The sequence below is a fragment of the Campylobacter concisus genome, assembly GCF_902460675.1.
Classification (GTDB): Bacteria; Campylobacterota; Campylobacteria; order Campylobacterales; family Campylobacteraceae; genus Campylobacter_A; species Campylobacter_A concisus_AJ.
Genome location: NZ_CABPUQ010000001.1, coordinates 946629 through 960099 on the forward strand (window position 1 = coordinate 946629; position 13471 = coordinate 960099).

Here is a 13471-nt window from a genome sequence, read left to right on the forward strand (position 1 = left end):
TCCGTGTCAAAAAACATAAGGAGAATATATGAGCGAAAGCTTATATGAAACTTTAGGAGTTTCAAAAGGCGCATCAAGCGACGAGATAAAAAAAGCTTACAGAAAACTTGCTAGAAAGTACCACCCAGACATCAACAAAGACCCTGGAGCAGAGGATAAATTTAAAGAGATAAACGCTGCTTATGAAATTTTAAGTGACGAGAAAAAACGTGCCCAGTATGATCAATATGGCGACAATATGTTTGGCGGTCAAAATTTCCACGACTTTGCCAGAGGCTCGGCCGATATGGGCGATCTAAACGATATCTTGAAAAATATCTTCTCAGGCGGCTTTGGCGGAGGCGGCGCTAAATTTAGCGGTGGATTTGGTGGAGGTTTTGAAGGATTTGAAGGCTTTGGCGGAGGCGGATTTGGCTTTGGCGGAGCTGACCTAGATGTAAATGCCAAAATTTCTATACCATTTGACGTGGCTGTGACTGGCGGCGAACACAAGATAAATTTTAATGGCGAAAGCATCAAGATAAAGATCCCAAGCGGCATAGAAGGCGGCGAAAAACTTCGCATAAAAGGCAAAGGCAAGAGTGCTGGCGGTCAAACTGGCGATCTTATACTTGCCATTAGCGTTGAGCCAAGCGACGAGTATGAAAGAGTTGGCGACGACCTTTATAAAGATATAGAAATTCCACTAAAAACTATGCTCTTTGGCGGTAAGATAAATGTGCATACATATAAAAAAGATGTAACCATTAAAATCGCTGAGAACTCAAAAACAGGCACGAAGATCCGTCTAAAAGGATACGGCGTGCAAAATAGAAAGAGCGGAATTTATGGCGATCTTTACTTAAAGGCCAGGGTGAAACTTCCAAACATTAGTGAGCTTGACGAAGGCTTAGTAAAAGAGTTAAAAGAAAAATTACCGGAGTAAAAAATGCAAAATTATGAAGAACCACTTTTTTTAATAAGCGTTGTAGCAAAGGTTTTAAGCATACATCCACAAACTTTAAGACAGTACGAGAGGGAGGGGCTAGTTGAACCCTCAAGAACAGATGGCAAGATGAGGCTCTACTCACAAAAAGACGTTGATCGCGTCAAAACGATACTAAATTTAACCCGAGAACTTGGTGTAAATTTAGCAGGTGTTGATGTGATACTTCAGCTAAAAGAGAAAATTGACGATTTAGGAGCAACTATTGATGATTTAAATAAAAAATTACACGAAGCTACCAGTCAAACTAGCACCAAAAGATCACTAGTAAAGAGAAAAAGTAGCTTTGATCTTGTATTTTACGAAGGCAAAAAATAATATATGGAACAAATTTTAGAAGGCTTCTTGCTTGTCGCTGCGATCTCAGTCGCGTTAAATGTCATTTTTAAGAAATTTCAGATACCAACCATCATCGGCTACATCGTAACTGGCACGCTTATATCTGAGTTTTTCAACCTAAAAAGCAACGATGAAATTTCTCATATCGCAGAATTTGGTATCGCATTTTTGATGTTTACGATCGGACTTGAGTTTAGCTTTAAACACCTGATGAGCATGAAAAAAGAGGTCTTTCTAAATGGCGGTCTGCAAGTTTGTTTAAGCGGCTTTGTGATGGGCGTGATGCTTTACTACGCGCTTCATCTAAAGGACGAGACAGCACTTATCGCTGGTCTTGCCTTTGCTCTATCTTCAACCGCGATCGTGCTAAAAACACTAAATGACAATGGCGATGTAAGTAAAATTTATGGTAGAAAGGCGCTTGGAATTTTACTATTTCAAGATATCGCCGTCATCCCTATTTTGCTTATGATAGATATGTTTAGCTCGCAAGATGCCTCGATAAATGAGCTTTTACTAAAGACATTTACAAGCGCGTTTATCCTTATCGTTGTGCTATTTTTGCTCGGCAAATACGTCATCAACTGGATATTTTACAAAGTCGTTCAGACAAACTCTCAAGAGGTCTTTATCGCTACGATCCTCTTTTTAGTAGTTGGCGCCAGCACGCTGGCTCACTTCTTTGGCTTTTCATACTCTCTTGGTGCATTTTTAGCTGGCATGATGATGGCAGAGACGCAGTATAAGCACCAGATCGAGGTCGATCTCATACCTTTTAGAGATCTACTTCTTGGACTATTTTTCATAACCGTTGGCATGCAAATAAATTTTGTAGTCGTGCTCTCAAATATCTGGCTAGTTCTAGGTCTAGTCTTTAGTATAATGGTCGTAAAAGCTATCGTCGTTTTTGCCGTTTTAAATATCTACTTAAAACGCAGGGTCGCTGCTAAAACCGCACTTAGCGTCTGTCAGATCGGCGAATTTGCACTGGCTGTATTTGGGCTGATGACTACTAGAAATCTTCTTGATGTCCAAACTGCTCAAATTTTCATCGCAGCCTCTGTTATATCGATGTTTGCGACACCTTTTATACTTAAAAAGCTTGACGTCTTAGCTGATCTTGTAGAGCGTGAAATAGTGATCGAGTCAAATGACACCCTAAAGCCACAAAAACTAAAAAATCACATCGTGGTCTTTGGCTACGACAGGCTTGGTCAAGAGGTCGTTTTAAGGCTAAAAGAGACAAAGCTTTTATACATCGTGCTTGATAACGACATCAGCCTAGTTGAACTTGGCAGAAGCCGCGGGGAAAATGTATTTTTAGGAAACGTGCTGCAAAGCGACACTCTTGAAAATGCCTGCCTAAACGACGCAGCCGCTGTCATCATAACAGTTAGCAACGAGCAAAGAGTTGAGCTCATCGCTCAAAAGATAAAAGACTACGGCGCAAATATCCAAACGATCATCAAGGCAAATGGCGAGGGTAACAAAGATATCTTTGGCGAGCTAGGTGCAAATTTCCACCTAATAAGCGAAGAGCGCGTCATGGCAAAAACCCTTGTTCATGAAGCCCTTCAGTGCAAGATCGACCACGACGTAAGAGCGTAGTAAATTTAGCTTTTTAGCTCTTGCACTAAATTTTACTTTTTTAAATGCACCTTTTCTAAATAAATTTAAAAGAATATCTATAAAAAGATCTGTTTTATTGCAATACTTTTTACTTTATTGATTTGGTTTTTATCAAGATGTGACAGCAAAAAGACGGAGCAAAAAACTGGCAAATATTATAAAAAATATATAAGCTCACTTGGGGATATTTTATATAAATAGAAAAGATATAAAAAAATAGAAAGCTATCAAAAGGAAAAATAGAATTTATTACAAATTAAAATAAAAGCATATTAGTCAATAATATGCTTTTAAAACCAAATTTAAAGCCTAGTTTTTCTAGGCTTTATTCATTTCTTAAAGTTTGAAGTACATTTACCTCTGTGGCTTTTTTAGCTGGATAGTAGGACGAGATAGCCACGATAAATACAGCTCCAACGATGATAAGCACAAGATCGATGGTTGAGAGTTCAAGCGGTAGTTTGCTTGAGCCATAAACATCAGCTGGCAGGTCTATGATGTTGAAATTTCCAAGTAAAAATAGCCCCAAAAAGCCAAGCACTAAGCCAAATATAATGCCACCTCCGCCGATAACTAGCCCTTGATAAAAAAAGCTTCTTTTTATCTCGCTTTTACTAGCACCAAGCGCTAAAAGTAAGGCGATCTCCTGCCTGCGGTTCATCACGGTCATTAGTAGTGAGCTTATGATATTTAGCGACGCCACAAGGATAATTAACATCAAAACGATAAAAAGTGCTCTTTTTTCAAGTGCGAGTGCTGAGAAAAAGTTGCCATTTTGCTCCCACCAGCCAATAGCAACCGTGCCAGCTGGAAGCCCCTCGCGCACCCTTTTTATATCATCAAATGGCTTACTTGAAAAGATATGAATGCCGTCATAAACGCCTTTTGGGTAGTCTAAAATTTTCCTTAATGCATCAACCGAAGTATATGAAAAAGCCTTGTCATAGGCGATTAACCCAGATGTAAATGAGCCGCCGATATCAAAGCGCTTCATCTTTGGCGTTAGCGAAAAGCCAGCAGGATCGGCCTTTGTAAAGATAAGCGTTAGTTTTTCATCATTTCTTAGTCTAAATTCATTTGCGATACCGCTTCCTACAAGTATCTCAAAGCCGCTTAACTCTTTTTCTTTTAAGGCCTCGTTTACGACCGAGTTTATCTGCTTTTCGTCTTTAAAATTTACACCATAAACCAGCCCGCCCTCAAGTGCATTTGCCGAGCGGTAAATGACCTGCGTGCTGATAAATGGACTAAATTTAAGGTCGCTAAATTTAGCCTTGAGCTCATTTACAAAGTTATCATCGATCGAGCCTTTAAAGGCGCTTTGAACGGTTATAGGATAGTTCATCGTAAAAAGTTTGCGCTCAAATTCTTTATCAAATCCGTTCATGATCGCCATAGCAACTATTAAAACCATAAGTCCTATGCTCACACCAAGAAAGGCGAGCAAGGCGCTTAGTGCGATAAATGGCTGAGTTTTATCAAATCTTAAATATTTAAAAAGTAGGTACTTTGGTAAGCTTGTCATCAAATAGCCTTTAAAAGATTAAGGCGCTTTAGCGCCTTAAAAGTAGAAATTTTAAGCAAATATGCCTTTTTTAGGGCCACTTTTGCCGTGGCAATCTTTATATTTTTTACCGCTTCCGCAAGGGCATGGGGCGTTTCTTGGTATCTTTTTTTCAGGCGTGAAATTTTCTTCTTCGCCTTGGTTATTATAACTTAGGGGCTCATTTTCAGCATTTTGGCTAGCTTCTAGCATCATCCTGGCTTGCTCTTCTTGCTCCTCACGGCTCTTAAATCTAACGATTTGAAGCGTCTTAACGCTCTCAGTTTTTAGCCTACCAACTAGCTCCATAAAGAGGTTGTAACTCTCTTTTTTATACTCCACTAATGGATCTTTTTGATTATATCCTCTTAGACCGATACCAGTTTTTAGGATATCCATCTGATAAAGGTGCTCTCTCCACGCATTATCAAGCACTTGAAGGTATAAAATTTTCTCTATATCTTTTCTTTGCTCTTCATTTAGCACGCTCATTTTTTCATTATATCTAGCCTCTAAAATTTGAGCTATTTTTTCTACTAGTTCATTATACTCTAGCCCTTTTAGCTCGCTCTCGTCGATCTCTTCGCCACAATCTGCAAGGATAATAGAGCATAAATTTTTAATGTCATAGTCATCTTTTAAGCCGCCATGGAAAATTTCAGCCGTATCAAGTAAATTTGTAGCATATTCAACTCTATTTTGAGCTATTTTTTCGCTCATATCGTAGTTTTTATCAAGTAGTTCATCGCGGTATTTATAGATGGTCTTTCTTTGTTCATTTGCCACGTCATCATACTCAAGCAAGTGCTTTCTAGCCTCAAAGTGCAAGCTCTCGACTTTCTTTTGAGCATTTTCAACAGCTCTTGTCACCATGCGGCTCTCGATGCTTTCGCCCTCGTCGATACCAAGTCTATCCATGATCGCTTTTATGCGGTCGCTACCAAAAATCCTTAAAAGATTGTCCTCTAAGCTTAGATAAAATCTACTCATACCAGGGTCGCCCTGACGTCCAGCACGGCCACGGAGCTGATTATCTATCCTTCTGCTTTCGTGCCTTTCGGTGCCGATGATGTATAGACCACCAAGGTCTCTCACCTCGTCATTTATCCTGATATCAACACCACGTCCAGCCATGTTTGTAGCGATAGTCACAGCGCCTTTTACACCAGCTTGCGCGATGATCTCGGCCTCTTTTTCGTGATTTTTAGCATTTAGCACAGAGTGTGGGATGCCAGCTTTCTTAAGCATCTCGTGAAGCACCTCACTACGCTCGATACTTGCGGTTCCCACAAGCACTGGCTGACCTTTTTCGTGAGCCTTTTTGACTTCGTCGATGACAGCTTTAAATTTCTCGTTTTGAGTCTTATAGATAAGGTCATTTTGATCGATCCTCTTAACTGGCACGTTTGTTGGGATTGAGATAACTTCAAGATTATAAATTTGAGAAAACTCAGTAGCCTCAGTCTGAGCCGTACCAGTCATGCCTGCAAGCTTTTTATACATCCTAAAGTAGTTTTGATATGTTGTATCAGCTAGCGTTTGGCTCTCTTCTTGAATTTTCACTCCCTCTTTTGCCTCAAGTGCTTGATGAAGTCCCTCGCTAAAGCGTCTGCCCTCGCTTAGACGTCCTGTAAATTCATCAACGATGACAACCTCACCATCTTTTACAACGTAATGAACGTCTTTTTCAAAGAGATTGTGCGCCTTTAGAGCTTGATCTAAGTGGTGGCTTAGCACTGCGTTTTCAAGGTTGTATAAATTTTCAACGCCAAATAGCCCCTCAGCCTTGCTTATGCCAGCCTCTGTGATCATTATCGTTCTATTTTTTTCATCTACTATAAAGTCGCCAGTTGGCTTTGAGCCTGGCACGTTTGGATCAGCTGGAGTGCCTCTGGTAAGCTGTTTTGCGACTTGATCGGCTCTTATATAGCCATCAAGCGTGCGGTTTGTTGGACCAGAGATGATAAGTGGCGTTCTAGCCTCATCTATCAAGATACTATCGACCTCGTCCACGATAACGAAGTTATGGCCCCTTTGCACCTTTTGGCTAGCTTCAAATTTCATATTATCACGCAGATAGTCAAAGCCAAATTCTGAGTTTGTGCCGTATGTTATGTCGGCGTTATAGGCAGCTTGTCTTACCTCGTCGTCATATCCGCCGCTTAGTATCACATCGACGCTTAAGCCCAAAAAGTTATAGAGCTCGCCCATTTGCGTCGCGTCACGCTTTGCAAGGTAGTCATTTACGGTCACTACATGCACTCCCTTGCCACTCATCGCATTTAAGATAACTGGCAAAGTCGCCACCAATGTCTTACCCTCACCTGTTTTCATCTCGGCGATCCTGCCCTCGTTTAGCACCATGCCGCCGATTAGCTGCACGTCAAAATGGCGCATCTTAAGCACCCTTTTGCTAGCCTCTCTAACGATCGCAAAGACATCATTTAAAATTTGATCTAAAGTGACTTTTTCTTCGACGACTTGGGCTTTAAGCTCGTTAAATTTAATCTTAAGCTCATCATCGCTCATCTTCTCATAAGTTGGCTCTAGCGCATTTATCTGCGCCACACGTTTTATATATTTTTTGACTTCTCTATCGTTTTTCGTGCCAAAAATCTTTCTAAATACCGATGAAATCATTACTTTACCTTCCTAAATTTTTAAACTTTGGATCTTAGCATAGTTTAACTATTTATTTAATTAAACTGGGCTAGAATACGCCAAAAAAGGATAAAAAATGAGAAAATTTTTGATAGCTTCTCTTGTCGCAGTTTGCTCATTTGGCGCTGGCTTAAATTTTAAAAGCCTGCAAAGTGACTTTACGCAAACTGTCTTTAGCGAGGGCAAAAGTGTAAATTATAAGGGTAGATTTTACGCTAAAAGCGACAACACCGCGCTTTGGATATATGAAAGTCCAACACCAAAGAGGATTTATTTCGACAAAGACAAGGTGGTCGTGATCGAAGATGAGCTTGAGCAAGCCATCATTTCAAGACTAGATGACACGCCAAATTTGACGCAGGTTTTAGCTCACGCAGAGCAAATTCAGCCGACTCTTTATAAGGCGATATATGACGGAGTTGAGTATTTTATAACGATCAAAAATACGCTTCCAACGACGATTGACTATAAAGACAAGCTTTCAAATAAGATAAAAATCACTCTAAGCAACCCAGTAAAAGACGCACTCATCCCAAAAGAGACGCTAACTCCAGTCATCCCACAAGGTTACGACATCGTAAATCAATAAATTTGGCTAGCTTTTAGCCAAATTTACTCACTTCTCTCCGAAGTCTTTTCCAAATTCTTGCACATTATTTAGATCGATCGGCTTTTGCACCACATCATTTGGATCGGGCGAGATGATGATCTCATTGCCCTTTTTCTTCTTTTCTGGCTTTGTCATCACATCTTCATTTACGCTTGGATCAGAGCATAAATTTTGGCTTTTTATCGCTTTTATGATCTCGCTTAGCTCTAAATTATTTATCACTTTGATGTTTAAAATAAGCACGTCGTCGATGTCAAGCGAGTGCTTTTTGGCTGCATATTTCATAAAAAGCTCTTTAAATTTCTCTTTTCCCATTGAGGTGAGGATGTCCTCCACGTAAAAGCTGCCAACCACGACGTTTAGCGCATCAAGCACGTAAGCTTCGTTCTCCTCCACGTCACGTCCGACAACTTCTAGGCTCATATTTATCTTTTTTGTTAAATTTTGTCCAGCTTTTGAGTAGATATCTGTTTGAAAGTCACTCACTTTTAGCACGTCAGCAAATGCAAAAACGCCAAAAATAAGGCTTAAAAGTAGCTTTTTCATAAACTCTCCTTAATATGCAAAAATACGTTTTCTTGGTAAAATTTCTTAACTTCGTCGTCAATTTTAACCACTTTTCTTAAATGCTGCCTAAAATCACTTTTCTTATCATAAAAAAGTTTTAAATTTTTAGGATTTACCGCGCGAGAAAGTGCGACGTAGAGCTGTCCTTTGGCAAAGATGTGGTTGATGTTGCAAATGAGCGAGTTTATACTCATGCCTTGAGACTTGTGGATAGTTAGCGCATAGGCTAGCTTAAATGGAAACTGATAAAGCGAGGCCTGCACGTTCTCCTCGATCTCATCTTCGTTTAAATTTAGCGCGCAAAAGTTGTAGGCGCACTTTTCTATCTCGCATATCTCGCCACTATCTTTTTGCACGATGACGCTTGAGATCACGCCTTTTTCTTTTAAAATTTGCATGATCTTGCCCTGCTCGCCGTTGCAGTATTCACCCCATTTATTTGAAGTAAAGATGATCTTAGCCCCTATCTTCATCTCTAAATTTCGCGAGATATTTAGTGTATTTGCCCACTTTTCAAACTCTTTTTTATCTAAATTTTCATCCATAACAAGCACGTCTGAGTTTGAAATTTCAAGCGGAGTATTAAGTGCAAAAAGCCTCTTTTGATTTAGCATCTCAGCCTCTGCATTTCTGCCAAAAAGCACGCTTGTCTCGCTATCTGGCTCTATGACATCCACTCGCAAGCTCTCGATATAGGCCATCATCTCATCATCTAGCTCGCCAACTCTAAGACGAGAGAGAATTTCATAAAATTTAAGATCATTTGTGCGTTTTGATACTAAAAGCTCGACATTTGTAAATTTCATATCCTCCCACGCACTGGAGTTAAAAGCGTATAAAAAGTTAAAAAGTTTGCTTTCATTTTGCTCTTTTTGCACGGGTGGGAGCTGGTAAAAGTCGCCAACTATAAGCACCCTGCCCTTAAATTTAGAGGTAAGCAAGCGGTATCTTATCATCTCCATCACGTTTGAGCTAACCATCGAAATTTCGTCTATTACAAGCAGATCGCAAGCATCTAGCATATTTCGTAGCTTGCTTAGCTTATCTTTTTGGCGGTAGTCAAGCCGTCTTAGCTCCTCGTAGTCCTTGCAGTAGCCAAATTTAAAAAAGCTATGCAAGCTAACTCCTCCAAGGCTAACGGCGCTTATGCCAGTTGAGCCAAGGATGACGACGTTTTTGAAATTTTCTTTGTAGTGTCTGATGATGGAGGCAGTTAGATAGCTCTTGCCTACACCGCCACCGCCAGTTAAAAAGACATTTGAGCGAGATAAAATTTCTAAAATTTGATCTTTCATCTACTCAAACATCTCTGGGCGATACTCAAAATGCATCGTATCAAAGTGCTTCCAGCGTCCGCCCCAGACAAATTTATGCTTCTCAAAAACTCGCACGATCTTTTCAGGGATCAAGTTTTCATAGCCCTTGCTCCACTGCCAGTAGTGGCTCTTTTTTACATTTATATCGATCGCGATGCCGTAGCTGTGCGCGCTTAGGCGGTTTGTGCCAGCGATGATGCGCCACTTAAATGTCCCGCCTGGATCTTTTAGGTATTCAAGTAAATTTGGATCGCTCTTTACCATCTCATTTAGCTCGTTGCTCACATCTTGCAAGGCAGCTGCAGCGCCATTTTTAGAGTTAAATTTTAAAGGTAAATTTAAAAAATCCTTTAGCCAGATGACATCAACTAAATTTGCTTTTACCGCGCTCTCGCTTGAGCCATAAATTTTGCCTAAAAGCTCGTAGTTTCTGCATCTGCCAGCATCACTTAGAGCTGCGCTTAGTGGCGAAAATGCAGCGTAATCAAGTGCGTTCATATCCTCTATGTCAGCGCCAGTGCTGCACTCTTCATCTTTTTGTTTAAAATCATCATAGACTAAACTCGTGCCATCACTAAATTTAACCAAATTTTCTTCGATCTTTACGCCATAAGCTCTTTGCAAAGCTGAGATCTTTCTAGCCTTATCTAGCATCCCTTGCTCAGGTCTCATCACATTTATAGAATCAACCTTAGAAATTAGCAAATTTGCACTTTGTATGTCGCTTCTGTTTTGTCCGATATTTAGCGTAGTTATCGCGGTCGCTCCGATTAGCGCGCGGCCGTTGTTTGCAGTCTTTAGCCCCCAAGCATCATGCACGACGTAGATATCATCGCCCTTATATCCAGCGTAGAGCATGATGTGACCTGGCAGATGCACGAGAGTGAGATATGGCACGCCCTTTTCTTTTATCTCTTTGCTCTTTGCAGCGTTGCTAAGACCTTTTAGATTGATCTTCTCTCCCATATTTGCCTGCGCCCTTGAGTTCCTAGGCAACCACACGCCAAAGCTTGCTAGCAAGTCTTTTGTAAAAAGCGAGCAGTCTCTTAGCTTATCCACCCCGCCCCAGCCATAAGGCTGAGTAAGAAGCGAGCTAAGAATTGTCTTTAAATTTGAGTCATTAAATTTAAGTGGAAAAAGGGCGCTAAAAGACTTTGGGAGGACAAACTCCCTAAGCATATTTCTTACATAAATTTTGCCGTAGTAGTTTTTGTCATCTTGTGCTAAAACTGGCAGTATCGCGCCGACACGCGAGTAAAATAAAAAGTTTCCGCCTTTATCATAAACTGGCATCTTGTCGGTTTTTATCGTGACAAAGCTTGATTTTTGATAGGCAAGCGCCTCTTCATCGCTTATAAATTTGATATCTTCAACCTTCACCCAGCCCCAAACCGCATCATCACTCACAAACGCCCACGCCCTATCTTTTGAGAGGTGCGATACAAAGAGAGGATGAGCGATGCTTAGGGTTGATTCTTGCAAATAATCAAACGGATAGCCCTCACCTGGAGTTTGCGGGTTTAAAAATATCGGCTCGTCGGTTGGGAAATTTCTCACAGCTGTGTTTGCTGAAGTTAGAGCGTAAGCTGAAATTTGCAAAAAGCCAGCGAAATTTGCATTGTCCTTTTGTGCGTCAAACCAGCTTTGAGGTATCTGCCTAAAATTTGAGCCAAAATACTTTCTTTTCTCACTCGGTTTATATACATTAAACGCCCAAAAAGCGTCATTTGAGTTAAATTTCACGCCTCTTAGAGTAAAAACCTTAAACCTTCTTTTTAAAATTTCATCCTGAGTAAAGCTCGCACTTTGCATATTTTGAGGTAGCGACGAGGCGTCTTGTTTTACTTCAAATTCAAGCAAGCTGATGCGCTCATTTGGCTTATAGACATTTTCGTCTGGCAGGGCATTTTGCTGCTTGTTTGGCTCTGGTTTTGTTGTCTGCGAACAACCCAAAAACAAAGCAACACTAAGTGCTAAAAATATACCTTTTTTCAAATTTCTTCCTTATCCTTAAATATAGCTTCGACGATCAAAACAAAGATATAAAACATCTTTTCATCGTTGTTTTTGCAAATTTGCTTCATCGTCTCGTTTTGATCCTTGACCTTTATATCGTTTGATCTTAAAATTTCTACAACATCTGAGCCAAATTTCTTTGAAAGCTCGCCCACTTTGACATCATTTAGTGCGTTTAAAAACCTTGTCGTGTTGCAGTCCATCTGCACTGGCTTATGCTTTAAGATATTTTTAAACTCAAGACTTAGCTTTTTTAGTTTTTTCTTTTTGACGTAGCTGTGGATTATGGTGAGGACAACCAAGCTAAAGCCAAAGAAAATGTGCAAATTTAGCGAATTTTCGCTCATCTCTCCCTTTAAAAATAGCACGCCGCTTGCAAAAAGTCCCACCACGCAGGCAAAAAGTAGCAACAAGATGATGTATTTAAAGATCACCTCGACCATGACGTTATCTTTTAGCCTCTCAAACATCAAGCCGCCCTATCTCATCTTCGCTAAAAACTAAAATTTCATTTTCTTTTAGCAGTTTTGCCGCTACGCCGTCGCCAAAGATTAGCTTTTTAGTGAAGCTTCCATCATAAATTTGCCCGCTCCCACAGCTTGGACTTCTAGCTTTTAAAATAGCCTTTTTGCAGCCATTTAGCTTAGCTATCTTTAGGCAAATCTCAGCCCCAAATTTAAAATTTTCGCTCACATCTTTAGCGGTTTTTGTAACGACTAAGCCACCTTTCATCTCAGCTGGCTCTCTTGGCGTGCTAAGTCCGCCAAAAACCTCTGGGCAGACAAAAAGCAGATGATATTTTTTTGAAATTTCATCTAAAATGCCACTATCTAAAAGGTTATTTTCGCCATTAAATTTGCAGTTTATGCCAGCAAGACAAGCGCTTATTAAGACCTTTTCTCTCAAAGTCTAGCTTCTTTTAAAAGCTCTCTAGCATAAATTTCACGAAGTTTGCTTGAAATTTCGCCCACTTTTGCGCCGTTTATCGCCTTGCCGTCAGCGTATACGACTGGCAAAAGTATGAGCGTAGCAGCCGAGATAAAGACTTCATCAGCGTTATAAACCTCGTCCATGCTAAATTTACGCTCCTCTATCTTTAGGCCGATATCTTTAGCTATCCTTAAAAGCCTCATACGGCGTATCCCTGGCAAAATTTCATTTGAAAGTGGCTTTGTGATAAGAGTTTTATCCTTGATGATAAAAGCGCTCGAGCTACAGCCCTCTGTGACAAAGCCGTTTTCGACCATAAAGCCCTCGTCTGCGCCCTTTTTGTGAGCCTCATTTTTAGCGTAGCACTGAGCTAGAAGCGAGATCGACTTTATGTCGCGCCTTTTCCACCTTATGTCCTCGACGCTTACCACTTTTATGCCAGTTTTTGCGGCTGGGTTGTTTAAAATTTCGCTCTCATAGCAAAAGATAAAGACGCTTGGGGTTAAATTTTCCATAAAGTAAAAATTTCTAAACGCCACGCCCCTTGTTACTTGCATGTAAATTCCACCCTCTTTTAAGGCGTTTTTGGCGATCATCTCATTTAAGATCGCTTCAAATTTATCTTTTTCGTAAGGCAGGCTTATATCTATCTCGTTTAAGCTTCTCTCAAACCTCGCCCAAAAGCCCTCTTTATCGACCATTTTTGAGTTTATCACAGGCACGACTTCGTAAATTCCATCGCCAAATATAAACCCCCTATCAAACGCACTAACTTTTGCCTCATCTTTTGGCAAAAACTCGCCATTTAAAAAGACCGTTTCTAAAGCTTTATCTGCCATTTTTAGCTCCTTAAATTTTAGGCAAATTGTATCTAA

The 13471-nt window shown here is 40.3% G+C and carries 11 protein-coding genes and 2 pseudogenes; 4 read left to right on the plus strand and 9 right to left on the minus strand.

Annotated features, from left to right (window positions below; genetic code table 11):
- Positions 1-28 precede the first annotated feature (28 nt).
- From F3G88_RS04605 to F3G88_RS04615, 3 genes are read left to right on the plus strand one after another with little or no spacing between them, the layout of a single operon-like run.
- Positions 29-925, plus strand: a complete 897-nt coding sequence (locus F3G88_RS04605; RefSeq protein ID WP_103559064.1) for a DnaJ C-terminal domain-containing protein — start codon at positions 29-31, stop codon at positions 923-925.
- Between the two features lie 3 nt (positions 926-928).
- Positions 929-1303, plus strand: a complete 375-nt coding sequence (locus F3G88_RS04610; protein WP_149715488.1) for a heat shock protein transcriptional repressor HspR — start codon at positions 929-931, stop codon at positions 1301-1303.
- Between the two features lie 3 nt (positions 1304-1306).
- A complete protein-coding gene (locus F3G88_RS04615; protein WP_149715489.1) occupies positions 1307-2932 on the plus strand; it encodes a cation:proton antiporter in 1626 nt (541 codons plus the stop codon).
- 346 nt (positions 2933-3278) lie between these two features.
- On the opposite strand, the gene F3G88_RS04620 is transcribed toward F3G88_RS04615, so the two are convergent.
- The 3 genes and pseudogenes from F3G88_RS04620 to secA form a co-directional block, all read right to left on the minus strand.
- A complete protein-coding gene (locus tag F3G88_RS04620) occupies positions 3279-4478 on the minus strand; it encodes an ABC transporter permease (RefSeq protein ID WP_149715490.1) in 1200 nt (399 codons plus the stop codon).
- A gap of 51 nt (positions 4479-4529) precedes the next feature.
- Positions 4530-4631: pseudogene (locus tag F3G88_RS10720) on the minus strand (SEC-C metal-binding domain-containing protein); the annotation flags it as partial.
- 108 nt (positions 4632-4739) lie between these two features.
- A pseudogene (gene secA / locus F3G88_RS04625) lies at positions 4740-7136 on the minus strand (preprotein translocase subunit SecA); the annotation flags it as partial.
- Between the two features lie 97 nt (positions 7137-7233).
- On the opposite strand from secA, the gene lolA reads away from it, so the two are divergent.
- Positions 7234-7746, plus strand: a complete 513-nt coding sequence (gene lolA, locus F3G88_RS04630) for a LolA-like outer membrane lipoprotein chaperone (protein ID WP_002940204.1) — start codon at positions 7234-7236, stop codon at positions 7744-7746.
- Positions 7747-7773: 27 nt separating this feature from the next.
- Here the strand turns inward: lolA and F3G88_RS04635 are convergent, their stop codons facing one another.
- Genes F3G88_RS04635 through F3G88_RS04660 form a run of 6 tightly spaced genes read right to left on the minus strand, consistent with a single transcriptional unit; the run spans position 7774 to position 13435 of the window.
- Positions 7774-8313: a hypothetical protein gene (locus F3G88_RS04635; protein ID WP_103573358.1), complete on the minus strand. Its 540-nt coding sequence runs from the start codon at positions 8311-8313 to the stop codon at positions 7774-7776.
- On the minus strand, positions 8310-9629 hold the full coding sequence (locus tag F3G88_RS04640) for an ATP-dependent DNA helicase (RefSeq protein WP_149715492.1): 1320 nt from the start codon (positions 9627-9629) through the stop codon (positions 8310-8312). The genes F3G88_RS04635 and F3G88_RS04640 overlap by 4 nt, the downstream gene beginning before the upstream one ends.
- Positions 9630-11645, minus strand: coding sequence for a bifunctional C40 family peptidase/M15 family metallopeptidase (locus F3G88_RS04645; RefSeq protein ID WP_149715493.1), 2016 nt, complete (start codon positions 11643-11645; stop codon positions 9630-9632).
- Positions 11642-12136 carry a chemotaxis protein gene (locus tag F3G88_RS04650; protein ID WP_148822706.1) on the minus strand — a complete coding sequence of 165 codons (495 nt, stop codon included), beginning with the start codon at positions 12134-12136 and terminating at the stop codon, positions 11642-11644. Before F3G88_RS04650 ends, F3G88_RS04645 begins: the two co-directional genes overlap by 4 nt.
- On the minus strand, positions 12129-12572 hold the full coding sequence (locus F3G88_RS04655; protein ID WP_149715494.1) for a 2-thiouracil desulfurase family protein: 444 nt from the start codon (positions 12570-12572) through the stop codon (positions 12129-12131). The genes F3G88_RS04650 and F3G88_RS04655 overlap by 8 nt, the downstream gene beginning before the upstream one ends.
- Positions 12569-13435, minus strand: a complete 867-nt coding sequence (locus F3G88_RS04660) for a D-amino acid aminotransferase (RefSeq protein WP_149715495.1) — start codon at positions 13433-13435, stop codon at positions 12569-12571. Before F3G88_RS04660 ends, F3G88_RS04655 begins: the two co-directional genes overlap by 4 nt.
- Positions 13436-13471: the final 36 nt, after the last annotated feature.

Coding starts and splice junctions, on each gene's coding strand:
- F3G88_RS04620 (WP_149715490.1), bottom strand. CDS start 4,478: ATGACAAGCTTACCAAAGTACCTACTTTTTAAATATTTAAGATTTGAT.
- F3G88_RS04605 (WP_103559064.1), top strand. CDS start 29: ATGAGCGAAAGCTTATATGAAACTTTAGGAGTTTCAAAAGGCGCATCA.
- F3G88_RS04615 (WP_149715489.1), top strand. CDS start 1,307: ATGGAACAAATTTTAGAAGGCTTCTTGCTTGTCGCTGCGATCTCAGTC.
- F3G88_RS04640 (WP_149715492.1), bottom strand. CDS start 9,629: ATGAAAGATCAAATTTTAGAAATTTTATCTCGCTCAAATGTCTTTTTA.
- F3G88_RS04650 (WP_148822706.1), bottom strand. CDS start 12,136: ATGTTTGAGAGGCTAAAAGATAACGTCATGGTCGAGGTGATCTTTAAA.
- lolA (WP_002940204.1), top strand. CDS start 7,234: ATGAGAAAATTTTTGATAGCTTCTCTTGTCGCAGTTTGCTCATTTGGC.
- F3G88_RS04610 (WP_149715488.1), top strand. CDS start 929: ATGCAAAATTATGAAGAACCACTTTTTTTAATAAGCGTTGTAGCAAAG.
- F3G88_RS04660 (WP_149715495.1), bottom strand. CDS start 13,435: ATGGCAGATAAAGCTTTAGAAACGGTCTTTTTAAATGGCGAGTTTTTG.
- F3G88_RS04635 (WP_103573358.1), bottom strand. CDS start 8,313: ATGAAAAAGCTACTTTTAAGCCTTATTTTTGGCGTTTTTGCATTTGCT.